Here is a 24008-nt window from a genome sequence, read left to right on the forward strand (position 1 = left end):
GATTGTGTATTGATGTCATCGGCCGCTAGTAAGTGCCGTTGGACGGTTTTTTTGTGGCTCATTCCGGCTAATGGCGGATGAAGGCATCGATCAGCTATCCGTCCTGCGTTGCCACATGACCAAAACCTGCACCGCATGCTTGCCGCCTCTGGCAGAATCGGTCCACTTGCCACGAGAGATATCTGGACATGCGGGATGCTTTGACCACACCGCTCAATTCGCCGAGCCGAGTTCTGTTTGCCAGCCTGATCGGTACCACTATCGAGTTCTTCGATTTCTATATCTACGCGACCGCGGCGGTCCTGGTCTTTCCCAAGCTGTTCTTCCCATCAGCCGATCAGGCTTCGGCCATGCTGCAATCGTTTGCCACCTTCGCGCTGGCTTTCATTGCACGGCCGATCGGCTCGGCGCTGTTCGGTCATTTCGGCGATCGCGTCGGACGCAAGGCCACCCTGGTGGCGGCGTTGCTCACCATGGGCATCTCGACCGTGGTGATCGGTCTTCTGCCGACTTATGCGCATATTGGCGTGATCGCACCTTTCCTGCTTTCGCTATGCCGGCTGGGACAAGGACTTGGCCTGGGTGGTGAGTGGGGCGGTGCGGTGTTGCTGGCCACCGAGAATGCGCCGAAAGGCAAGCAGGCCTGGTATGGGATGTTCCCGCAGCTTGGCGCGCCGATTGGTTTCTTCATCGCCACCGGCCTGTTCTTGTGGCTCACGGAAAACATGAGCGACAGCGCGTTCTTTGTCTGGGGCTGGCGTGTGCCGTTCATCGCCAGCTCGGTATTGGTTGTGGTGGGTTTGTGGATGCGTCTGCGCCTGACGGAAACGCCCGCATTCGCACGCGCGATGGCGCAGCACGAACGCGTCAAGGTGCCCATATTCAACGTGCTTACGCAGCACACGCGGGCACTGATCGCCGGCACGTTTGCGGCACTGGCCACGTTCGTGATCTTCTACCTGATGACGGTGTTCGCGCTGAGTTGGGCCACTTCCAAACTGGCTTACTCGCGTGAATCGTTCCTGATCGTGCAGATGGTCGGCGTGGTGTTTTTTGCGATCTTCATTCCGTTGTCCGCATGGCTGGCGGACCGGCGCGGCAATCGCTTCACCATGATGCTTGCCACCGTGCTGATCTTTGCGTTCGGCATCGCCTATGCGCCGCTGTTCGCCCATAACGGCATGTTGTTCATGGTGATGGGCATGTGTGTGGTCGGCATCACCTATGGTCCGCTAGGCGCGGTACTGGCGCAGATGTTCCCCACCGCTGTGCGTTATACCGGTGCATCGCTGGCTTTCAATATGGCGGGTATCTTCGGTGCTTCGCTGGCACCGTATCTCGCCACCTGGCTGGCCAGGACGTATGGCCTTGACTATGTGGGGTATTACCTGTCGGCAGCGGCGGTGCTGAGCATGCTGGCCTTGATGCTCAGGCCCCGGCCAGTCGCGCAGGTGGACGGCGAAGGATGAGCGTTGTGGCTCACGAGCCAGCCTGGATGTCGATCGCCGTCACCGAACAGGGCGTCCGGCGTTTCGGTCCGGGTGAGAGCAATCCGCGTATTGTCGAATACAACGGTCATACCAACCTGGTGGGCTATGACGACAAGATTTCCTGGTGCTCGTCGTTTATCAACTGGTGCTTTGGAAACGCAGGTATACGCGGCACGGGATCGGCTCTGGCGCGATCCTGGCTCGAGTGGGGCCAGGCGCTCGATCAACCCGTTTACGGCTGCGTGGTCGTACTCACCCGCGACGATCCAGGTGGCTGGAAGGGGCACGTCGGTTTCTACCTGCGGCATGATGCAGAGTCGGTATACCTGTTCGGCGGCAATCAGCTTGAAGAGGTGCGCGAGCTGGCCTATCCACTTGATTCGGTGCTTGGCTATCGTTGGCCGGAGTCGCCGCGCTGACCGGGCAGTGGCGTTTTTTGGACCGTGCGCATGGGGTATGAAAAACGCCGCGCTAAGCGCGGCGTTTCAAGGGATATCAGGTATGCGCCGCCGTTCGCGGGCGATGATGCATGGGCGGCGGGGAAGCCGGCGCCCGGAAAGGAACCACGCTGGGATCGATCGGCAATTGCGCATCGCTCAGCATTGCCAGCAAGGTTTCGCCGTAGATCAGTTCGAACGGTTTGCCGGCGGCGAACTTCCACGCGTCTTCGGTGTAATCGCCGCAGGCCACGATCTTTACCGCTGAGGCATGGTGAAACTTCATCAGGCTATGCATTTCGCGCACATCTTTCACGTCGACGTGGCGATTGCCCCAGTGGCGGCATTGCACCAGCGTGGTCAGCCCATGCTTGTGCACGATCAGGTCCAGGCCGTTATCCATATCGCTGTGATCGGCATGATCGTCCGTCATCTGCTCGACGGCATAGCCGCGATAGCGAAAGGCCTGCGCTACCCGGCCTTCGAAAGCGCGCCAATGCATCTGGCGCAGTTCCACCAACTGATCGCGAACCACCAGCCGGTGCATGCGCCGACGGTAGCCCATGCAGCAGAGCAGTGCGCAACACCAGCAAGCGATCAGCAGCATCCAGACAATCGTCATATGGACAGCGCTCTGCTCGCCCGTGCCATAGCGAACGCCAACCCAGGCGCTCACGCCGAGCAGGGTGCCGGCCGGCCAATGCACCAGGAGCAGGTGCTCGATGCGGTGTGTTCCGTGCTTCGCCATCAACTCCCCCGAGCTGTGAACGTTGCTGCTGAAACGTGAGGTTGACCTTAGCGCGGTCCTTGCGGGAGTTCAGCGTGCAGTGCGGCATTCGGCCGCTGTGCGGTTCTGACGCAGATAGGCGAAAAAAACGGCGCCGCGGCGAGATTATTTGGTGCGGCGCGGCGAAGCTGGGTGACAGCGGAGTCCTTATATGAATGGCAAAGGGGGGAGTTCAGGGGCTTGGGCGTACACACTGGCTTAACGTACGCCGATTTACTCCTTCCACTGTCCTTCCCCTTGATTGGACAAGCGTCATGACCCAAACGCCGCATACCCAGCTTTCCAGCGCCCGCGTCAATTGGAACGACCCCGAGCTGTCTTTGCTGCTCAAGCGCAGCGAAAACTGGCAGCTCGACAACCGCGGCGGTTTCACTCCGCAGGATGTGCAGGTGTACCTGGGCTGGAGTAGCACCGTCGGCCGATCGGCGATGCTGGTGTGGGAGCGCGATAAATCGGTGGTGCTGGAAGTGGATTTCCCCTTGGGCAAGGGCGACCAGGTGCGGGTGGACAAACACCTGGGCGACAGCATCCGCACCCTGTGGGGTGTGGTGGTGGAAGGGCGGGAAGGTGTCCGCGAGGAAGACCGCAGGCGAGGCATCCACTTGTACTGGCTGCAGGTCCGTTAACCGGCGCCGGGCGGGACGGCTGTGCGGCGGGCATGGCCCCCGTGCTTTGGCCGCGGCACGTAAATGCGCAAAAAATCGCTAAAGAAAGTCGGCCCCGGGCCGATAGAACAAAAAAGAGCGCGCTAGCCGTCCAAACCATTACTCACATTTGCCGCGCAGGTCCCCCGGCCGGGGCACGGCATTTGGCTTGATACCGCCTTACGGCATGCCGTAGGGCGGGCAGGGATCGCACGATGGTGTTGTGTGCGGGTGATGACGCGAAAGCGCCGAGCTGACCTGGAAGTAGTCCTGCATGAGCCATTTCAAACCCAACTCGAAGATGTCGAACAACCAGGTGGATTGGAGCGATCCGCACCTGGAGTCCCTGCTGCGTAAAACCGAGAGTTGGAAACTGGATAACCGTGGCGCGTTCTCCGCGGTAGACGTACAGATTCATGTCGGCTGGGGTGCGAACACCGGGCGTAAAGCCGTGCTGGTGTGGGAAACCGATCAGGTGATGGTGCTGGAAACCCGCTTCACGATTCTGCAGGGTGAACACGTGCGCGTGGATCGCGTTTATGGCGACGGTGTGCGCACGGTGTGGGGCGTAGTGGCTGAGGGGCGCGAAGGGTTTCGGGAAGAAGATCGCCAGAATGGGGTATACGTGCACTGGCTGCACGTGCGTTGAGTTTGTTACTCCCTCGGCCGGGCGCTCACGCCGATGGATAGAGCTCGCCAGGGTGGTGCGGAGGGCGCGGCCTACAACCTATGCCGGCCACGGCGCTTCCCCCGCCAGCAGATAGAAGCCCACCTGCGCACGCTTGGCGTGACGCTTGGCACGCGCGGCCAATGTCGCCAATGTTTCGGGGCGCCCAGGAAAGGGTGGCACGACGCGCACGGCGCCAATCGCGACCGTCGTAAGTGGGAAGAACTGCATATTGCCGTGGCGGTCTTCGCCGACGATGCCCTTGCGCGCGATATCTTCGTCGGCGAACAGGTTTTGCGCGCGCTGGTTGAACAACGCCACCATCTGCTTGCAGCGGATCTCCCAGTCTTCACTTTGGAACACCAGCAAGAAATCGTCGCCGCCGATATGGCCGACGAAGTCGCTGCGCGGATTGACCTCTGCCGTAAGTATGTCGGCCAGCAGGCGAATCATCTCGTCGCCACGGAAGTAGCCGTACTGGTCGTTGAAGGGCTTGAAGTGGTTGAGATCCACATAGGCCACGGTAAAGGGAAGCTCGGCGCGCAACAGTCGCGCCAGGTGTTCGGTCACCGGGATATTGCCGGGCAAAAACGTCAGCGGGTTGGCGTAGCGTGCCGCTTCAATGCGCAGTTCGGTAACACGGCGGACCAGCGATTCGCCGGTACCGAGGCCTAGATAAAGCCCTTCGCGGGTAATCACAAAGCCATCGCTGAGATAGCGTTGATCCTGTCCGCGCAGGACGTCGGCCATGCTTTCCAGCGACTGCCGTACATCGCAAAGCAAGGGTGCTTCATGCATGAACGCGGTGCAGCTTTTGCGGCCGTACAGCTCGCGCGTGTAGGGCTGCGCCATGCGTTCGCTGAAGATGCGGCGGTTGATAATGCCGATCGGATGCTCGTCTTCCACGACCGCCACGGCATGCAGTTCCGGCTGGCGTGCGAATAATGCGATCACATCGTTGTTGCTGTCCTGCGCGGTAAGTGCCGGTGCCTCGATGACCAGGTGACCCAGGTGCATGGGTCGTTGCGTGACCGGCCCATGCAGGCGCGGCGGCACGGCGACGGTGGGCTGGCTGAGTGTGGCTATGGCGACGTCGCTGATCTTGTCGCAGATTTTCGCGGAAGGGTGAGCGAGCAGAAAGCCCTGCGCGTAGGAGATGCCGAGTTCGCGCAGCATGGACAGATCATCGGCGTCCTCCACCCCTTCGCCAACCAGGTCGGCGCCGAGGGTTTCGGCGACCTGGCACAGCGCGCGAACGATGGCCAGGCGTTCCGCGCTCTTGGACAAACCGTGGATCAGGTAGCGGTCGATCTTCACCACTTCCGGGTGAATCTCATTCCACATCTCGAAGTTGGAATGGCCGTTGCCGAAATCATCCAGCGCAAAGCGCACACCATGCGCGCGCAGATAACCCAGCTCGTGCGCCAGGCGTGCCGACTCGTCAACGATATCGCGCTCGGTGAGTTCGATGGTGATGCGGCTGAGTTCCATGCCGCCGGTGCTGAGCGCGGCGATCAGGTCGTCGGCCTTGATCGACTTCTGCATGAAGGCCTGTGCGCTGAGATTCACCAGCAGGCGGCCGCGCGCATGTTGCGCCATGAATGCGCCGCACACCGTACGTGCAGCGGCCAGTTCGAATTCGCCCAGGCGGCCTTCGACACGCGCAAGATTCAGCAACTCCGGCGTAGTGATACCACCCAGATGCTCGGGTGGGCGCGCCAGGCCTTCGTACGCGACGATCTCCATGGTGTCCAGCCGCACCAGTGGCTGGAACATGGCGTGCAAGCCCTTCTGCGCCCGGTCGAGCAGCGAAGTAAGGCGAGCACTGTCGCGCACAAAGGTCATGGTGTGGGCTACGCGGCCTCGTCCAGTTCAGGCGAGACCTGTGGCGAGTCGATGATCTGACGCACCAGGTTTTTTGCATCGGTGACCTGACCAGGTTGCATGTCGCCGATCCCGCTTTGCTGGACGCGGAAGAAATCCATTTGTTGCAACAGTTCTTCCGCGCGACTGCGCATCGCATGGCTCATCATGGCGGTGCGCTCGACCACTGCGGCGTTTTCCTGCGTCATGGCGTCCATCCCGGCCACGGCCAGGTTGACCTGGTCGATGCCGGCCTTCTGTTCGCGGCCGGAAAGCGCCATGCCTGCCACCTTTTCCGATACTTGCGTGGCGCTCGCGACAATGCCGATCAGGGCTTCGCCAGAGCGTTTTGCAAAGGTGCGGCCGTCCTTGACGGCATCGGCGCTTTCTTCGATGGACTGCTTCACCTCGCGCGCGGCTGCAGAACAGCGCTGCGCCAATTGCCGCACTTCCGCCGCGACCACGGCAAAGCCGCGACCGTGCTCACCGGCGCGAGCGGCTTCCACGGCGGCGTTGAGCGCGAGAAGGTTGGTCTGGAAAGCGACATCATTGATCAGGCCGACGAATTCGGCGATGCGTTGACCGGAGCGGTCGATGGCATCCATCGCCGTCACGGTTTGTTCCACCACCTGCCGGCCTTGTTCGGCCAATTGGCGAGAATCGGCGGCTACGCGACTGGCCTGGTCGGCCATGGTGGCGGCTTCGGCCACGCTGGCTGCCATCTGCTCCATGGAGGCCGAGCTCTGTTCCAGGCTGGATGCCTGCGATTGCGTGCGCTGGCTCAGGGCATGGGTGCTTTGCTCCAGGGTCTGCGCGCCCTCGCGTACTTGCGCCGCGCCGCTGCGAACCTGATGCACGACCTCGGAAAGCTGTGCGTCCATGGCCGCCAGCGCGCGCAGCAGATCGCCGATTTCATCATCGCGGCCAATCGCAACGGATTGGCCGAGTTCACCACGCGCAATACGGTGTGCAACACCAGATGCTAGGCGCAGGCGCGCGCCCAGTGCGCGGATCAGAATGCCGTCGGTCAGGCTCGCCAGCAGCAGGGCGCCTGCGAACACCGCGAGCAGCACGAACAAGCCTCGCCGGTTCACCACATGTTGAGCGAGCGCCTGCGTGTTGCCTTCGTTCAACGCGCTTTCGAACAGATTGGTGAAGTCGCTTTGTAGCGGCACCAGATCCGGCTGCACATCCGTTGCGAGCTTGAGCTGGGCAATGTCGAACTGACCGGCCTGCAGGAGCGTGAGCGTATCGTCCATGGCCTGCTCGGCATCCTTGCGATGTTGCGCAGCGATGGTGAGCAGCTGTTTCTGTTGCTGGCCCAGTCCGCTTTGCAGCAGCGGGTTCCAGTAGCGATCGATATCCACCTTGTTGCTCTTGATGGCGGTAGCGGCGTCATCGGCGGCAGAAGGCAGGCGCATCAGCACCGCGTGCGACAGGGCCTGGAAATCGTTGTTGAAGTCGCTCTGGATGCGGCCGACGTCAGAAATCGGCGCCAGCGTGCCGCCGACCACGGATTGGATACGCTGGTCCGCGTGCATCAGGTCCAGGGAGCACAGGCCGCCGATGGCGATCAGCAGAAGCAGGATGCCGGCAAGGCGAAGGAGGAGGATTCGGCGCAAGGTGACCCGGGACAGGCCGGAGAGCAGACGAGGCATGACGCACCTAGGGGTAGGAGATGCCTACAGATCGGCCGATATCACCTCGACTTTAGTGAATTCTGCGTGAAAGTTTGAAAAAAGAGCTTATATTTCAGTCGTTTGACAAGGCTGTGGCGATTTGTTGGCAGGCGCGGCCAAGGCATCGGTAGCCGAAGAGGCGAGTGCGCCAGCTTCCCGCGCTGCCTGCGCCTGCAACACCAGCGCAAGCACCACTGCGGCGATGGCGGCGACTGCCGCGAATCCATACACCGCGTTGTACCCCATACCGCTGGCGACCCATCCGCCAAAGGGGCCGGTGACGGCCATCGCCACATCCATGAAGACGGAATACACGCCGAGCGCAGAGCCACGACTGTGCGGCGGCACGCGATGCACCGCTTCGACGCCGAGGGCCGGAAACACCAGGGAAAAGCCGAAGCCGGCGATGGCCGCGCCGATGCTGGCCATGTGCGTATTCGTCGCCAGGCCCAAGGTGATCAGGCCGATGGCCTCAATCGACAACGAAGCCATGGCGACGCGATAGCCTCCCAGCCAGTTGATGGTGCGGCCAAAGACGAAACGCACGCCGACGAACACTACGCCGAAGACGGTGAGCGCGAGCGCGGCGTCTTCCCAGCCATGCGAGGCATAAAAGAGCGTGATGAAGGTAGCGATGCAACCGAAGCCGATCGAACCCAATGCCAGCCCGATGCCATAGGGCACGACACGTGCGGCCACGGTACGGAACGGTGAGCGCTGTTCTGACGCCACCGTCGTGGAGCGCTTGAGTCGCGCCAGTGGCAACGCGGCGAGCGGCAACAGCAGGCTGACGATGCCGATGGCGGCAAAGCCGAAGTGGTGCGTGATCATGACGCCCAGTGGCGCGCCCGCAGCGAGCGCACCATAGGTCGCCACGCCATTCCATGAGATGACGCGTGCCGTGTGGTGATGACCCACCTGGCCCATGCCCCACATGATGGCGCCGGTGCCTACGCAGCTTTCGGCGCAGCCCAGCGCCAGTCGCGCCAGGAAGATCAGTCCCAGGCTGAGCCAGGGCATGCCGGGGACCAACGCGCCCAGCAACAGCAGGGCGCCGCTGGTTGCGCATAGCGTCAGGCCGGTCATCACGGTGCGCTTGGGACCTTTGGCATCAGCCATGCGCCCGACGTGAGGGCGGCTGAGCAGGGTCGCCACGTATTGCACGCTGATCGCCAGGCCCGCCAGCATCGCGCCAAAGCCCAGGTTGGTATGCACGAAGCCAGGCAGCACGGCCAGCGACAGACCGATGATCAGGTAGGCGATAAAAGTGAAGGCGACGGTGCTGAGAATTGACAGCAGTACGCCGGACTCGCGACCGTGTGCGGTCGCGTTGGAATGTGAAGCATCAGCCATAGGAATTAGAGAAGCAGGCGATCAATCCGGTCGGGGAAGCCGGATATGCATAGTGTACGCCTTCATGGTGCGTCGCGTCATGGCCATTAGTCATGACTTCCATAAATCAGGCCTATCGCGACATGTTCCCGGTTTTGTTCGCTGTCGCGACCTGCGTTCGAGCAGCGGCTACGCCGCCGCCATACGCAGCGCCGCCAGATCAATCTTTTTCATCTGCAACAGCGCCTGCATGGCTTTCTGTGCTTTGGCCTGATCCGGGTTTTTCAGGTAATCGACCAGTTGGGTCGGCACGATCTGCCACGACAGTCCAAAGCGGTCCTTCAACCAGCCGCATTGCTGCGCGGCGGGATCGCCACCGTTGGCGAGCTGGTTCCAGTAATGGTCGACTTCATCTTGTGAGCGGCAGTTCACCACCAATGACACCGCCGGGTTGAAGTTGAAGGCGGGGCCGCCATTGAGCGCGGTGAATATCTGGCCATCCAGTTCAAAAGCGATGGTCATGACCGAGCCTTCCGGCCGGCCGCTGACCTTGGCCGCTTCCTTGCCGTAATGCGTGCTCTCGAGGATGTGCGAGTTCTCGAAGATTGAGACATAGAAGCGCGCAGCTTCTTCAGCGTTGTCGTTGAACCAGAGAAACGGGCTGATGCGCTGGAATCGTGTGCTCACGGTAGATCTCCATGTCGTTGTAGCGAATGACTGCATTAAGGCTGACGAATACGCCTGGCGGAATTCGACATGCTTTGTAGTGATGGTGCCGGGGCAAATAGTGCGCCTGCCTGCCGCCTGCATGGATTGTCCTGCGATGGCCATCGTTGTCATCAGTGTCTGCATTTTTGGACTAGGTAAAGCAAGGCTCGATATCCGTGATCACACGCGTGCAGAAGCGTTCGCCAAGTTGGTTTACGCGACGGACTACATGCGCGTGCTCATCACAAAACGTAGACATATGTCGCTTTCATCATGCTGCGACGCAGCGATAAAGGCCTGCGTTTTTAGGGTTTTTTCAACATGGTGAAGTGTGCAGGCCGCGTGAATTGATGCGACGCAGATATGGCAATTTCTTCTTTGCGATGCGAATCACGTTCTGGCGTGGTCAGAGCGGCCAAATGGACTGGACAACGTTGTCATATGGGGCAGATACTCGCCGCACTTTTCGTCGTAGCGATATGCATGACAAGTGGGAGCGTGCATGGATGAGTGATGGCGATCGTCCCCGCATGGCTGGCGGAACGCAGTCGTGAAATCGCCGATGTAGTTCACCTGTTGCGGTTCAATCCAAGCCTGGAGGGAGGCAATACCTATGCAAGTGAAGAAGTCGACGAAGTGGTCCACTCTGACGCTGAGTTCGTTGAGCACCGCGCTGGGCGCGGCGCTATCCACCACCGTGCTGACCGTGGCACCTGTGCAAGTGGTGCATGCACAGACTGCGTGCGCGGCGGCATGGAGTTCGACGGCGATTTACACCGCCGGCGATGTCGCCAGTGAGAGCGGCATCAACTATGTCGCGAACTGGTGGACGCAGGGTAATGATCCGGCCACCAATAACGGTGGCGCGGGCAGTGGCCAGCCATGGACATCGCAAGGCACGTGCAGCAGCTCGCCGACGCCAACGCCCACGCCGACTCCTACACCAACGCCCACTCCGACACCTACGCCTACTCCAACACCGACGCCCGCACCCAGCGGATTCGTGTTCAGTCCATACAAGGACATCAGTGTCAGCGTGAACTGGAATACCGATGTCATGCAGACGGCGGTAACCGGCACCACGCTACCGCTGGTCGGCAATGGCAGTTTCTACTCCACGCAAGAGCCGAACCTCGGGGCGATCTCGCTTGCGTTCGCCACGGGCACGTGCGGCAGCGAGAATTGGGCCGGCATTTCGGCATCCGGCTTTATCGCGGCCAATATCAGCGCGCTCTCCAGTGCCGGACTCAACTATGTCGTGTCGACCGGCGGCCAGGCGGGTACCTTCACATGTTCGTCGGCATCTGCATTCGAAAGCTTCATCGCTTCGTACTACACGCCGCAGATGGTTGGCGTGGATTTCGATATCGAAGGCGGACAGACCCAGGCCGATATCCAGCAATTGGTGGCCGATGCGGCGGCGGCACAATCGGAATATCCCAACCTGCGCTTCTCCTTCACCATTGCCACGCTGGCAGCGTCGGATGGCAGTTACGGCGGCGTCAATTCGCTCGGCGCGGAAGTGGTGCAGGCGATCCAGGCCTCCAGCCCGGCCATCAATAACTACACCATCAACCTGATGACGATGGACTACGGCGGCACCTCGACAGCGAATTGCGTGGTCGTAAGCGGTGCGTGCGAGATGGGGCAATCCGCGATCCAGGCGGTAGAGAATCTGGAGCATACCTACGGTATTCCCGCCAGCCACATCGAAGTGACGCCGATGATCGGCCAGAACGATACGCAAGGTGAAATCACTACACTGGCTGACGTCGACACGATCACCAACTACGTCACTGCCAACGGTCTGGCCGGCCTGCATTTCTGGTCGCTGGATCGCGATACGCCGTGTGCAGCGGGATCGGCATCGTCGACCTGCAATTCGTATCCGAGCGTGGGTGTGTTGGGCTACACCAACGAGTTCTTGCAGGACCTTGGCAAGTAAAGCGCGATAAATCGGGAGACGCAGCGATGCGTCTCCCGTGAGCGGGTGCGTGCGCCCGTTCGGTTACCGAGTGGAGCAGGGGGCCTGTCGCGGGCTTGGGGAGTGGCGCGCAACGGGCATGAGCATGTGATGCGCGAATCCATTATGCGGTTCGTGCTGTACGACGTGAGTCATTCAAACCAATACACGCAGTACCGCGCACGGAAGCTTGATGGCGCCTGTCCCCGCGTGACTGTCCGGAATGCAGTCATGAGTACGCCGATGTTCCTCACCTGTTGCGGTTCAATCCAACCTTGGAGACAGTCCCATGCAAGTGAAGAAATCAAACAAGTGGTCAACACTGACCCTTAGTTCATTGAGTACCGCGGTGTGTGCCGCATTGTCCACCACCGTGCTGACGGTTGCGCCAGTGCAGGTGGTGCATGCACAGTCCACCTGTGCCGCGGCCTGGAATGCATCAACGGCTTATACGCAAGGTGATGTGGTCAGCGAAAGCGGCGTCAACTATGTGGCGAACTGGTGGACGCAAGGCAACAACCCGGCCACCAACAACGGCGGTTCCGGCAGCGGCGAACCGTGGACATCGGAGGGCGCATGCGGTGGCTCGCCGGCTCCGACACCCACCCCGACGCCAACGCCCACACCTACACCGACTCCGTCAGGTTGCGATCCGGCCTGGAACGCATCAACTGCTTACAACGGCGGTGCGCTGGTAAGCGAGAGCGGTATCAACTACGAGGCGAACTGGTGGACGCAAGGCAACAATCCGGCCACCAACAATGGCCCCTCGGGCAGTGGCGAACCTTGGACCGAGATCGGTACCTGCAGTGGCACGCCAACCCCGACGCCTACCCCAACACCGACGCCCACTCCCACGCCAACACCGACCCCCACTCCGACGCCGACACCGACACCGACACCGACACCGACACCGACACCGACACCGACACCGACACCAACCCCGGCCCCGGCCCCGAGCGGATTCGTGTTCAGTCCTTACAAGGACATGAGCATCAATATGAACTGGAATACATATGCGATGGGAACGGCAGTGACCACCGACAATGACGGTACGATCCCCGTGGTGGGCAGCGGCGGTCTGTATGAAAACTATGTGCCGAGTCTGCCGGCTATTTCGCTGGCCTTCGCCACTGGCGAATGCGGCAGTGAAAACTGGGCCGGGGTGACGCCGTCGGAATTCATTTCCGCCAATATCACCGCAGGCGCGGCCAACTCGCTGTCCAGCGCGGGACTGGATTACATCGTGTCCACCGGTGGTGCGGATGGCACCTTCACCTGTTCGTCGTCCTCTGCGTTCGAGAGTTTCATCGCCGAGTACTACACCCCGCAGATGGTCGGCGTGGACTTCGACATCGAAGGCGGACAGACGCAGGCGGACATTCAGCAGCTCGTTGCGGATGTGGCGGCGGCGCAGTCGGAGTATCCGAACCTGCGCTTCTCCTTCACCATTGCCTCCCTCGCGGCGTCCGACGGTAGCTATGGCGGCGTCAATTCGCTTGGTGCCGAGGTGGTGCAGGCGATCCAGGCCTCCAGCCCGGCGATCAACAACTACACCATCAACCTGATGGTGATGGATTATGGCTCGGCGGATGCATCCAATTGCGTGGTGGTAAGCGGCGCCTGCGAGATGGGCCAGTCCGCGATCCAGGCGGTGGAGAACCTGCAGCACACCTACGGTATCCCGTTCAACCACATCGAGCTGACGCCGATGATCGGCCAGAACGATACCTCCGGCGAAATCACCACGCTGTCGGATATCGACACCATCACCAATTACGCGACCGCCAACGGCCTCGCCGGCTTGCATTTCTGGTCGCTGGATCGTGACACGCCATGCGCGGCAGGTTCGTCGTCGTCGACCTGCAACTCGTATCCGAGCGTGGGCATTCTGGGCTACACCAATGAGATCCTGAAGGATCTCGGCAAGTAAAAGAGCAGGGGGAAACTGATGCGGATCGGGAGGCATGCCCGATCCGCATCAGGGATGACGATGGGCAAGGCTGGCCACCGGTACGAAGTGCCGGTGGCTTTTTATTGGATGGGGCGTGGCGGTCGCGGTGGCTGAAGAATGGAGGCCGGCAGGGGGTGGGCGTCAAGGCGCCCCATCCGCTATCACCAGACCTCTATGCATCCAGCTCCGTGTCGTGCCTGCTATCGGCGATGCCGGACTGGTTGCGCCCCTGCTTTTTTGCAGCGTACATGGCGGTATCGGCATAGCGCATCAGATGTTTGCGGTCTTCGCCATGCTCGGGATATACCGCGATGCCGATGCTTGACGAGATTTCCAACTGGTGACCGCTTAGCTCGAACGGCCGGCTGAGCGCGTCGCGGATCTTTTCAGCGACGGCGGCAGCATCATCCGGCCGGTGAATGCCGAGCAGCAGCACGGCAAATTCGTCACCGCCCAGGCGTCCGACCGTATCCGATTCACGCAGGCAACGGCGGATGCGCCGCGCCGTCTCGCGCAACAGCAGGTCGCCGATTTCGTGACCGTGGCTGTCATTGGCCTGCTTGAACCGGTCCAGGTCGATATAGAGCACGGATAGACGCTGTTGGTCACGTCTTGCCGCAGCGAGCGCGGTCTCCAATCGATCGTGGAACAGTTCGCGATTGGGCAGGTCGGTCAACACATCGTGTCCGGCGATGTATTGCAGCCAGGTGGCGTTCTGCTTGCGCTCGATGGCGGAGGCCACCTGGTTGGAGACGAATTGCAGCAATGCCTGGTCTTCCACCGTGTATCGCACGTCACCGGAATAACTCTGCACCACGATCGCACCGATGCAGCCATTGGGTGTGGTGAGCGGCACGCCGAGCCAATCCAGCGATTCGTGGCCGATGTACTGGACGTCAGGCCCCAGCAGGATGTCGGCACGGGTGCCTGGCGTCATCAGAATGGGCTGCCCTTTGCCCACCACCTCGCTGGTGAGCGTGCCCGAGTTCAGGGGGCGGGGCGCCGGAGCCTGGTCGTATTCGTCGACAAAATAAGGAAAGCTCAACTCATCGCGGCGTTCGTCATACAGCGCCACGAAGAAATTTCGCGCGGGCAGCAGTTCGCCGATGATCTGATGAATGCGCTGGAACAGGGCGAGCAGGTCTTCGGCGGTATGGGCGGCCTCGGAAATAGCCAGCAGGGCAGCCTGCATGGCTTCGGCGCGCTTGAGTTCGGTGATGTCGTGCGCTACGGCAATGCGCACCTGGTCCACCTCCGACCAGCGTGCCGACCACATAATGTGCACGACTTTGCCATCCTTGCGGATGTAGCGATTCTGGAAGTTCGGTTTGAACTGGCCGCTCATGATTTCGTTGGCAGCCTGCAGGGTGCGCTCACGATCGTCCGGGTGCACCAGTTCGATCATCCGGCGGCCGATCATTTCTTCCGGGCGGAAGCCGAAGATGCGCTCATAAGCGGCGCTGACGTACACATACCGCCCCTCCGTGTCGACGACGCAGATGGCATCGAGCAACAGGTCCATGACGGTGGGCAGTGGCGGGCAGCTGTTAGTTTCCATTTCTCCGCGTGCAGCCCGGGCAGACCGGATGGGGAAGGTTTTATCCCCAAGCACGGGTCATGCCGAGCGACGCAATGGACGTAGCGATGCGGCACTTGACCCGCCCGGGGGCGAGAGTTCACTTTAATTCCACAATCCATCACGAAAAAGATGGTATGAAGCGAGCAGCATGGAAGGGTTGGCCAACAGGTGACTGGCCAGACGGGGGATCTGGGGGAAGGAGACGCCTAAGGGGGTACTGCGGCGCAGCGCAGGGGAGTACGTGGGCAGGGTTCCGGTAACTTTTTGTAGACATGCCGTTCATCGGTGTGTAAGTTGTGTCAACTTACGGGAACCTGACGCGTTATGTGGTTCAAGCTGCGCCGAAGTGGTACGACGCACGTTCAGTAGACAATAAAAAGCGGGGGCGCAAGCTGCTCATGCAACGTACTTTTGTCGTCGGGTGCCCGCGGTCAGGCACCACTATCGTGCAGGCGATGCTGGCTCGACATCCGCAAGTTTTTACGCTCCCTGAAACCGGTTTCTTTCCACGCTTGTTAGGCGGCCTGAACTATCGCCTGGGCGATGAGGGCGCCAAGCAGCGCCGCCGCAACCTGGCCCGCCGCCTTGGCTTGACCCGCCGCTATGGCCGCCGCGAGTTTCTTGAATTGCAGTGTGCGCTGCTAGGGCCGGAGCAGCCTCTTTCGCGCGCGCCCTGGTTCCAGGATGACTGTGTCTCCCGCTTCATCGGCATGCTGGACAACCTTGCCGTGCAAGGCGGTCGCTCGATGTGGATTGAGAAGACGCCGAATCACCTGCTTTATCTCCCCGAGATCGAACACTACCTGCCGGAAGCGCGCATCATCCATGTGATCCGCCCGGGCATCGACGTGCTGGCTTCGATCACCGATGCCGAATTGCGCTATGACAACAAGTCCTTCAGCGGCGGTTTGATGCAATGGACGCGGCGCTGGAATCGTGCGGCGGAAGTCCATCGCTCGCGCATCGGGGCACGCAACCACCATTTCGTGTTCCTGGAAGACCTGATCCACAATCCGGCGGAAGAGTGGCAGCGTCTGTGCAAGTTCCTGGATCTGGCGACCAATGTCGAGTTGGATCAGACCTGCCATCAAAACATTGCCGATCCCAAGGCTGAGCCGTGGAAGCGCGATGCGCTCAGCGGTTTGCCGCAGCAGGCCGAAAGCAAGGTGGAAAGCCTGTTCGGCCCGCAATTGCGCGAATGGCTGCGCGAACGCCTGACTTCTTACGAAGAGCTCTACGCAGCCAGCAGCATGGCCTACAACCGCGAGGACAGCTTCCAGACCCCGGTGCCGATTCCCGGTGTGCGGACGGTGGAGCACGCGGATGTGATGGAGGCCGATGCCAGTGTGGTGGCGCTGAAGGATGGCCGCTTCCGGGTCGCCTGATTCGCCGGCAGATCTTGCGTTGTTGTGGTGTGCGCATGGGGCTATTGCGCACGTTCTGGTCGTGTCATTCAGCACACATACCGAACAAATAACATTCCTGCCTGTCACAATCCCTGGGTCATTGTGAAACAGGGCACATCGTGAATCGCAGAAAATACAAGAAGCAGGCATCCTACGGCAGCTGGTTCATAGCGATCATCGTCTTGATCGCCATCGCGGCCGCCGGCGTTTATCTGGTACGAATGGCGATGCATCCGAAGGAGCAGGAAAGCAGCACACCGACTGCGTTGCCTGCACCTTCATCGTCGGTGGCGCCAGCCCACAGCACATCGTCGCCGGCGATCGAACATCCGATCACGCAGGCCGAATCCACTCCCGCATCCACATCCACGGCGCCCTTGCCCGCACTGGCTGACAGCGACGCGAGCGTGCTCGGTGCGTTGTCCATGCTGGCGAGCGGTGGCAACGTGCGCTCCTTGCTGGCGCCGAATCAGATCATTTCGCGTGTGGTGGCCACCGTCGATGCGCTGCCGCGCCACAGCATGGGCAGCAGTTTCATCCTGCCGCTGCGCACGCCGAAAGGATCCATGCAGACCTCGCAGGCCAACGGCATGACCGTGATCAGTGCTGACAATGCGAAGCGCTACGACCCCTATATGGCGGTACTCGCCAGCGTCGATCCTCACGCGCTGGTCGGCTGGTACCGGCACAACTATCCGCTGTTCCAGCAAGCGTATCGCGAGCTTGGCTATCCGCACGGCTATTTCAATGATCGTCTGGTGATGGCGATCGACGACATGCTTGCGGCTCCTGATCTGCACGATCCGGTGGCGGTGAACAAATCCGGGCCACACTACGTCCTGGTCGATCCGCAACTGCAATCGCTGTCGAACGGCCAGAAGTTGATGGTGCGCATGGGACCGGCCAATGAGCAGCAGTTCAAGGCGAAGCTGCGGATGATTAAGACATTGCTTGCTGGTGATCAGATTGCGCATTGATTTGCATGGCGGTGGTTGACTGAACCCGCGCGGGGTGTCGCCAGGAGACGGTGGCGGCAACTCGCGGAATACCTGCCTGAGTAAACTCTCCGGAGCAGGCGTTCAATCGACGTCCTCGGCTACAGGCAAAAGAAAACCCCGGAAGCGCAAGCTTCCGGGGTTTCTTTTGCAGCAAGATAAAACGCTGCTCAGCTGTGGTGCGAGTCGTGACCTCCACCGCCGCCTGACGGCCGGCCGCCACCGCCACGCGGGGCCGCAGCTGGACGGGCAGCCGGGGCTGACGGCCGATACGATGGCGCCGCGGCGTGATACTGCGGAGCGGCCGGGTGGTAGCTGGGCGCGGCTGCGTGGTAGCTACTGGCTTGTGGCCGATAAGTGCTTTGCGTATGCGCGGAGTAGTTGGACGCGGAGTGATTCACCGTGGCCGAGCTGTGGTATGCAGCACTGTTGGTGCTGTGATACGTGGAGCTGTTGCTGTGATACGCGGCGCTGTTGAAGCTGGCGGGCCGCTGAGCGGCGCCCGCCGTCGTGGCATGCGGCGCGTAACTTGCCGAGTGCAGCGCCATGCTGTTGTTCACGTGTTGCACATTGGCAGCTGCTGGCGTGAATCGGCCTGCGGCGGCTGCGCCACCGGCCACGGTAGCACCACGTGACGCCATCACACCGGCGCCGGTGAACACGCCGGCGCGCTGCGTGGCAGCAATCGCCGGACTGCCGTGATTGACCGATGCGAGCATGGCTCGGTTCTGGCTGGCCGCATGCATCTGTTGCTGCTGGGCGGCGATCGGGCCGACGTTGTGCGGGTCGCGGGCGTAGGTCAGCTCCTGCGGTGTGGCGCGCGCGGTCAGCCCGCCCGTGCCGCCGTTGTAGCTGGTGCGGCTGACGTAGGTGTTATTCACCACGGTCTGGTTGTAGACATTGGTAACGTGCACGCCGCCAAACTGATTCACGCTGCGGTTGTAGTAGAAGCCGCCCGGGCCCCAGTGACCACCGGCATAGCCGACGCCACCGTAACCAAAGCCATAGTTCACACCGCCGTAGAAGCCGACGTGCGTGCCCCAGTAACCGGCATGGAAGGTGTACACGCCACCGACCCAGCCCCAGTAGCCAGGCGTCCAAAGCGCGCCGTAGAACGGCGGCAGTACCCATGTGCCCGGCACCCAGTAGTACGCGGCGCCATTCCAGGCCCAGTAGCCGGGTGTCCAGATGTAGCCGACAGCGGGAATGACCGGCTGCACATAAACCGGCAGCAGCGGCGGCGGGAAGCCCACCGAAATGCCGACGCCGATAAACACTCCTGCGTTGGCTTGTTGCGGGAGTGCCGTCAGCGCGGCGACAGCGGCGAACAAAGCCGAAGCCGATCGCACGAGCCAGGGGTGCTTGGTCGAAAAATTTTGCGTGGAAGTCATTGTTTTCATGGTGGGTCCTCCTGGGCGTGCACCGTACAGCAGAAAACGCGAGAAAACGTGCGATCTCGTACAGGGAAAAACTGACAAGTTCACAATTGTTCAGCGGCAACTTGTGCACTGCGTTCGGTTATGCGTCGCAAGGTATTGTGTTGCTTGACTTTGCTGTAACCAAATCGCGGATAAACATGAATTGGCAGGCGAAAACGTTCACCCTGTTGCGCCGTACACGCTTTTATGTACATGGCGGAGCAGAAACCTGCGGTTACGCTAGGGCCTGTTAGCACTATTGGCGTAGCCCGCGTTGCCGAGGAGTGGTCGTCAGGTGGTAGTGCGCGGTGCAGGCTTGGCTGGGTGCCAAGTCAAGCCGCGCGCTGCCGCATGGCGGCCACTCCTCGGCAACCCGAAGGGCCGGGTCTGTTTGCCCGCCATCCGGCGTCATCACTCAGTCGTGTACCGACGTACACTCTCTCGCTCTTCCTTGGCTGGCGCGCAAACAGCTTCCGGCGCGGGCCACGCCAATCGTGCTAACAGGCCCTAGTGAAGATATTCCGGGTGCCGTATGCCCCTTCTTCCTGTGGAGTGCTCCGCATGTCGCAGTTGCAGCATCTGAAAATGCTCACCCGTTATCGGGCTTGGGCTGACCGCTTGCTTTACCAGTCGCTGGCGCCTCTGCCGGAGGAGGCGCTGACTCGCGCCCAGCCGATTATCTTTGGCAGTTTGCTGCGGACCCTTTATCACCTGAATGCCATGGATCAGGTCTGGAAAGCACATCTTGAAGGTGTGCCGCATGGGTTTACCTCACGCAACCCCGAGGACTGTCCTGCGTTCGACGCACTGCGCGCAAGCCAGGTCAGCATCAATGACTGGTATATCCGCTTTGCCGACAGGCTGGATGAAGGAGCCTGTGATGAAACGATTCGTTTCACTTTTATCGGTGGTGGTGACGGGGCGATGTCGCGCGGCGACATTTTGCGGCATGTGGTCAACCATGCCACCTATCACCGCGGGCATGTCGCAATGATGATGTATGGCCTGTCTACGAGTGTGCCGACCACCGATCTGCCGGTGTACCTGCGCGATGCAGGTTGATTGGCACGACAGGCTGCGCGTGATGCGTATCGCTTCAGGCGTATTGCATCTTGATCGTCATGCCGCCGTCGACTACGAAATGCTGGCCGGTCACAAAACCGGAGGCGGGGCTCAACAGGTACACGGCAAGTGCACCGATGTCCTCCGGTGTGCCCACACGCCCGGCAGGATGCTGTGAGTGATCCGTGCGACTGAGTTTGGGCATGCGACGCTGCGCCGGTTTCTGCCAGGCGTCGGTGGCGATCCAGCCGGGAAGAATGGCGTTGACGCGCACGGCTGGGCCTGCGCTCACGGCCATGGCATGCGTCAGCGCGACAAGGCCGCCTTTGCTTGCTGCATAAGCCTCGGTATCCGCTTCGGATTGCAGGGCGCGGGTGGAAGCGATGTTGACAATCGCACCACCCGCGATTCTCAACGCGGGCAGTGCATGCTTGCTGCACAGAAATGCGCCGGTGAGATTCGTGCCGAGATAGCGATTCCAGGTTTCCAGCGGCAACTCGTGCAACGGCCCCTGGCACGGGTTGGCGATGCCGGCGTTATTGACCAGTCCATCGATGCGGCCAAAACGCGAAAGCGCGGCATCCATCCAACGACGCACACTGGTCTCGCGTGATACATCAAGCTGGCGGAACATGGCGCGTTTTCCGATCTGCCATTCATCCAGACAGGCTTTCCCGGCTTCCTGGTCCAGGTCGCCGATCATCACCGAACCACCGGCCGCCAGCACGGCTTGCGCGATGCCGCGTCCGATGCCTTGCGCACCGCCGGTTATCAGCACGACGCGATCGCGCATGGGGTGAGCGTCATAGGTGGTGATGGCGGGTGCTTTCGACATGGCATGGACATCAGCGGGCGATGAGGCAGCAAGGTTAGCGCACCGCTGCGGCTTCGATGGAGTACGCTGCGGCGATGCCCGCACGGACGATCCCGCCAGCAACCCGGCACGATCTTTTCGGCCCATCGACCATCCACGCCGAAACGCATCGCCTGTTCTTCGCCCTGATGCCAGACGATGCCGCGCGCCAACGCATCAATCGTGCCGTAGCGTTGTTGCAACAGCAGTATCCTGAGTTGCGCGCGCGCTGGGTGAACCCGGAGCGCTTCCACGCAACCTTGAATTTCCTTGGCGATTACCCGGCGTTGCCTGCAGACGTGGTAGCGCAAGCCCGGTCTGCGGCGGATAGCCTGAGTGCATCAGGCTTTGCCTGGACCCTGGATTACGCAGCCAGCTTCCGCGGTCGCCAACCGCCTTGTGTATTGCGCAGCACCGTGGTGCCGGATTTATTGCAGGCATTGTGGCAGGACATGAACAAGGCGCTCGCGCAGGTCGCTTTGCATCGACATATCGAACGCCAGTTCACGCCCCACGTAACCCTGGCCTACGCCCGACATGAACTGCCCAGTGCGGTGCCGATCATCCCCATCAGCTGGCAGCTCAGGCACTTTGTGCTGATTCATAACGTCGTGGGGCAGGGGAGTTACCACGTGCTCGGCCAGTGGCCGCTATCGACCTGATATGGCCCAAAGGTCAGGTATGAACATCGGATCGGCAAGCGCAAAATCGACGCGGTGGCTCACCCCTCACTCAGGAGATCGTCATGCGCTCGATATCCGTTGCTTTGCTTGCGGCAATGAGCCTTTCGGGGCTGGCCCTGGCACAGACGCCGCAGATGAATCACATGCAAGCCGTGCACTATGTACCGCCGTACATCCAGGCGGCCGTGGACGATCCCGCGCGGGGTCAGGATGTCAGCATTGATGCGCGCCGCAAGATTACGGACGTGATGGTTTTCAGCGAAGTAAAGCCGGGGCAGAAGGTATTGGAATTGATTCCGGGCAGCGGCTATTTCACGCGCGTGTTCAGCAGCATCGTTGGCTCGCAAGGCCATGTCTATGCGCTGTGGCCGAACGAGTATGCCAAGGAAGATGTGGATGACGTTGCCGGTTCGGACAAGCTTGCTACCGATCCCCACTATGCAAACGTTTCCGTACTCAAGCAGCCGGCTGCACAGTTAAGCGTGCCGCAGCAGGTGGACCTGGTGTTCACGTCGCAGAACTACCACGATTATCCCGACGTTTTCATGGGCAAGGTCGATCCGGTCGCGTTCGACAAACAGGTGTATGCGGCGCTGAAGCCTGGCGGCATGTTCGTGGTTATCGATCATGTTGCGCCCGCGGGCTCTGGCATGGCCGATACCGATACTTTGCATCGCATCGATCCGGAGATCGTGAAGAAGCAGGTGGAATCGGTGGGCTTTGTGTTTGCCGGTGAAAGCAATGCGCTGCGCAATCCGAATGATCCGCACACGATCAAGGTGTTTGACTCCTCGATACGTGGCCACACGGATCAGTTCATGTATCGGTTTCGCAAGCCGGGTTGACACGTGATGGGTTATGGCTCCCTCCCCTGCAAGCAGGGGAGGGAGGCGTTACGAAAGATGGGGATCAGTGCAAACCCTTCCACATGTCATCCAGCAATTCATCACTGGGATCAATCGTCTGTTCCCAATACATGATGCCGCCCAGATGCTGTGCCTTGATGTACGCCATCTTGGCGGCAATCGATTGCGGATCGTCGTAGCTGATAAAGCTGCGGGTCTGTGCGTTCCATAGCCATGGTGCCTGCGCATCGGCATCCCAGTAGCGCACGTAGCCGTGCTTGTTGATGTAGTCCTGCTTCAGTTCCGGCCAGTTGTGCGCGTCCTGGTAATGGCCGTAGGTCTGGTAAAGCCCATCGTGATCGGGTTTCACATCGGCGAATTCGCGTCCATAGAGTGCGGCGCCAATCAGCAGTTTCCCGGGTGCAACGCCCGCCGCCAGGAACTGCTGCACGGCGCGGTCGGTCGTGCGGCCGTCACCCTGGATCAGCTTGGAAGGATGCAGGCCGGTGTGATGCCCGGTGGTGGGCGTGTCGGCGTTGACGAAGTCGTAGGTCATCAGGTTGAACCAATCCAGGTACGGATTGATTCCCGCGATGTCGACATGGTCGACGAACGGGCCGTCAGCAATCGCCACGCTGAGTGTGTAGTGATTGGCGCCGGTGCGGCCGTTGGCGGCGCCTACGCGATCAAGACTGGCGCGGATCGCTTTCAGTAGCAGCGTGTAGTTGGTTTTGTCCTGCGGACTGGATTTGATGCCGGATTCGTGATGACCGGGATATTCCCAGTCCACATCCAGGCCATCGGCATGCTGTGCCGCGACCAGTTGTGCGGCGCTGTCGGCAAACAGCTGGCGGCCGGCTTCGGTGCTGGCGGCTTCGGAAAAACCGCCCACGGTCCAGCCGCCGACCGAGATATCCACCTTGAGCCTGGGGTTGAGCTTCTTCAGCGCGAGCAGGTCGTGCAGGTGCGCCAGGTCGTGATCGTCGATCACGACCTGGCCGCCTTTAGGATGCGCAAAAGCAAAGATCAAGGTATCGATCTTGCCGACATCCTTGGTTTGCGCCGGATTCCAGCCGCCGGCGTAACCAACGATGCGATAAGACGGCGACGCGGTCTGGGCCATTGCCACGCCGCCCGCGGCAAGTAGCGACAAGGGCAATAACAGGCTGGCGATCAGTTGCCTGGATTGACGGGACGAAAACGGACGCATCATGCGCGCTCCTGGGGGGTAGGGATGCTCTGATCAATTCTGCGTGGGCGTCACCGGTCCTGTCTGTTCGCAGGCCACAGGGGCGTCGGTGCACGCGGTGAGGGTACATGGATGTACCCGGCTTTGAGGAGCGAGGAAGGCAGACTGGCTGTCTGTCGAGGCGACGGACCGCACGCGGTGAGAGTACATGGATGTACTCGGTTTTGAGGAGCGAGGAAGGCATGCGGACAGACAGGACTGGCCCCAACGCATTAAATTTAAAATGACGGGGTGATGTCCAGAAGGCTCGCAGGCTGCGCCGCGCGGCTTGACAAGACAGCCAGTCTCCCCTGCGCCACGCACCACACCCTGCGAGCCTTCTGGACATCATGCCGCCCACGCAGAATTGATCAGAGCATCCCTAGGCTTGAAGTGATGATGTCGGGCTACCATG

General features: G+C 61.0%; 20 protein-coding genes. 11 read left to right on the forward strand and 9 right to left on the reverse strand.

Annotated elements, in window-relative coordinates; genetic code table 11:
• The first annotated feature begins 182 nt into the window (after nt 1-182).
• A complete protein-coding gene (locus ISP19_RS18715) occupies nt 183-1469 on the forward strand; it encodes an MFS transporter (protein ID WP_379945894.1) in 1287 nt (428 codons plus the stop codon).
• A gap of 5 nt (nt 1470-1474) precedes the next feature.
• The gene (locus ISP19_RS18720; RefSeq protein WP_204683939.1) at nt 1475-1909 is read left to right on the forward strand and encodes an NlpC/P60 family protein; all 435 of its coding nucleotides are present in this window, start codon (nt 1475-1477) and stop codon (nt 1907-1909) included.
• A 76-nt stretch (nt 1910-1985) separates the two neighbouring features.
• Here ISP19_RS18720 and ISP19_RS18725 read toward each other — a convergent pair whose 3' ends face one another.
• A complete protein-coding gene (locus ISP19_RS18725) occupies nt 1986-2675 on the reverse strand; it encodes a restriction endonuclease (protein WP_204683940.1) in 690 nt (229 codons plus the stop codon).
• Nucleotides 2676-2968: 293 nt separating this feature from the next.
• On the opposite strand from ISP19_RS18725, the gene ISP19_RS18730 reads away from it, so the two are divergent.
• Nucleotides 2969-3340 (forward strand): hypothetical protein, encoded by a 372-nt coding sequence (locus ISP19_RS18730; RefSeq protein WP_204683941.1) that lies wholly within the window; start codon nt 2969-2971, stop codon nt 3338-3340.
• A 292-nt stretch (nt 3341-3632) separates the two neighbouring features.
• Nucleotides 3633-4007, forward strand: coding sequence for a hypothetical protein (locus ISP19_RS18735; RefSeq protein ID WP_204683942.1), 375 nt, complete (start codon nt 3633-3635; stop codon nt 4005-4007).
• Nucleotides 4008-4085: 78 nt separating this feature from the next.
• On the opposite strand, the gene ISP19_RS18740 is transcribed toward ISP19_RS18735, so the two are convergent.
• From ISP19_RS18740 to ISP19_RS18755, 4 genes are all read right to left on the reverse strand, one after another.
• Nucleotides 4086-5870, reverse strand: coding sequence for a GGDEF domain-containing protein (locus ISP19_RS18740; RefSeq protein ID WP_204683943.1), 1785 nt, complete (start codon nt 5868-5870; stop codon nt 4086-4088).
• Nucleotides 5871-5878: 8 nt separating this feature from the next.
• Complete coding sequence (locus ISP19_RS18745) at nt 5879-7546, reverse strand: methyl-accepting chemotaxis protein (RefSeq protein ID WP_204683944.1); 1668 nt, start codon at nt 7544-7546, stop codon at nt 5879-5881.
• Between the two features lie 87 nt (nt 7547-7633).
• Nucleotides 7634-8920 carry an MFS transporter gene (locus tag ISP19_RS18750; protein WP_204683945.1) on the reverse strand — a complete coding sequence of 429 codons (1287 nt, stop codon included), beginning with the start codon at nt 8918-8920 and terminating at the stop codon, nt 7634-7636.
• Between the two features lie 168 nt (nt 8921-9088).
• Complete coding sequence (locus ISP19_RS18755; RefSeq protein ID WP_204683946.1) at nt 9089-9586, reverse strand: VOC family protein; 498 nt, start codon at nt 9584-9586, stop codon at nt 9089-9091.
• Between the two features lie 634 nt (nt 9587-10220).
• Between ISP19_RS18755 and ISP19_RS18760 the strand changes: the two genes are divergently transcribed.
• Together ISP19_RS18760 and ISP19_RS21440 are read left to right on the forward strand one after the other, a co-directional pair.
• The gene (locus tag ISP19_RS18760) at nt 10221-11552 is read left to right on the forward strand and encodes a carbohydrate-binding protein (RefSeq protein WP_204683947.1); all 1332 of its coding nucleotides are present in this window, start codon (nt 10221-10223) and stop codon (nt 11550-11552) included.
• A 307-nt stretch (nt 11553-11859) separates the two neighbouring features.
• Nucleotides 11860-13503 (forward strand): carbohydrate-binding protein, encoded by a 1644-nt coding sequence (locus ISP19_RS21440; protein ID WP_204683948.1) that lies wholly within the window; start codon nt 11860-11862, stop codon nt 13501-13503.
• Between the two features lie 193 nt (nt 13504-13696).
• On the opposite strand, the gene ISP19_RS18770 is transcribed toward ISP19_RS21440, so the two are convergent.
• Nucleotides 13697-15082 (reverse strand): GGDEF domain-containing protein, encoded by a 1386-nt coding sequence (locus ISP19_RS18770; RefSeq protein WP_239556941.1) that lies wholly within the window; start codon nt 15080-15082, stop codon nt 13697-13699.
• A gap of 419 nt (nt 15083-15501) precedes the next feature.
• On the opposite strand from ISP19_RS18770, the gene ISP19_RS18775 reads away from it, so the two are divergent.
• Nucleotides 15502-16488 (forward strand): sulfotransferase family protein, encoded by a 987-nt coding sequence (locus ISP19_RS18775; protein WP_204683949.1) that lies wholly within the window; start codon nt 15502-15504, stop codon nt 16486-16488.
• A 140-nt stretch (nt 16489-16628) separates the two neighbouring features.
• Nucleotides 16629-17486: a DUF3014 domain-containing protein gene (locus tag ISP19_RS18780; protein WP_284384954.1), complete on the forward strand. Its 858-nt coding sequence runs from the start codon at nt 16629-16631 to the stop codon at nt 17484-17486.
• A 188-nt stretch (nt 17487-17674) separates the two neighbouring features.
• Here the strand turns inward: ISP19_RS18780 and ISP19_RS18785 are convergent, their stop codons facing one another.
• Nucleotides 17675-18904 carry a YXWGXW repeat-containing protein gene (locus ISP19_RS18785; RefSeq protein WP_204683950.1) on the reverse strand — a complete coding sequence of 410 codons (1230 nt, stop codon included), beginning with the start codon at nt 18902-18904 and terminating at the stop codon, nt 17675-17677.
• A gap of 579 nt (nt 18905-19483) precedes the next feature.
• Here ISP19_RS18785 and ISP19_RS18790 point away from each other — a divergent pair.
• The gene (locus ISP19_RS18790; RefSeq protein WP_204683951.1) at nt 19484-19984 is read left to right on the forward strand and encodes a DinB family protein; all 501 of its coding nucleotides are present in this window, start codon (nt 19484-19486) and stop codon (nt 19982-19984) included.
• A 34-nt stretch (nt 19985-20018) separates the two neighbouring features.
• Here the strand turns inward: ISP19_RS18790 and ISP19_RS18795 are convergent, their stop codons facing one another.
• Nucleotides 20019-20819, reverse strand: coding sequence for a glucose 1-dehydrogenase (locus ISP19_RS18795; RefSeq protein WP_239556942.1), 801 nt, complete (start codon nt 20817-20819; stop codon nt 20019-20021).
• Nucleotides 20820-20893: 74 nt separating this feature from the next.
• Between ISP19_RS18795 and thpR the strand changes: the two genes are divergently transcribed.
• Together thpR and ISP19_RS18805 are read left to right on the forward strand one after the other, a co-directional pair.
• Nucleotides 20894-21499 (forward strand): RNA 2',3'-cyclic phosphodiesterase, encoded by a 606-nt coding sequence (gene thpR, locus ISP19_RS18800; RefSeq protein ID WP_204683952.1) that lies wholly within the window; start codon nt 20894-20896, stop codon nt 21497-21499.
• Nucleotides 21500-21582: 83 nt separating this feature from the next.
• A complete protein-coding gene (locus tag ISP19_RS18805; protein WP_204683953.1) occupies nt 21583-22365 on the forward strand; it encodes a class I SAM-dependent methyltransferase in 783 nt (260 codons plus the stop codon).
• A gap of 64 nt (nt 22366-22429) precedes the next feature.
• On the opposite strand, the gene ISP19_RS18810 is transcribed toward ISP19_RS18805, so the two are convergent.
• Nucleotides 22430-23578 carry a glycoside hydrolase family 18 protein gene (locus ISP19_RS18810; RefSeq protein WP_204683954.1) on the reverse strand — a complete coding sequence of 383 codons (1149 nt, stop codon included), beginning with the start codon at nt 23576-23578 and terminating at the stop codon, nt 22430-22432.
• Between the last annotated feature and the right edge of the window lie 430 nt (nt 23579-24008).

It is taken from the genome of Dyella flava, assembly GCF_016904955.1.
In the GTDB taxonomy this organism is placed as follows: Bacteria; Pseudomonadota; Gammaproteobacteria; order Xanthomonadales; family Rhodanobacteraceae; genus Dyella_B; species Dyella_B flava.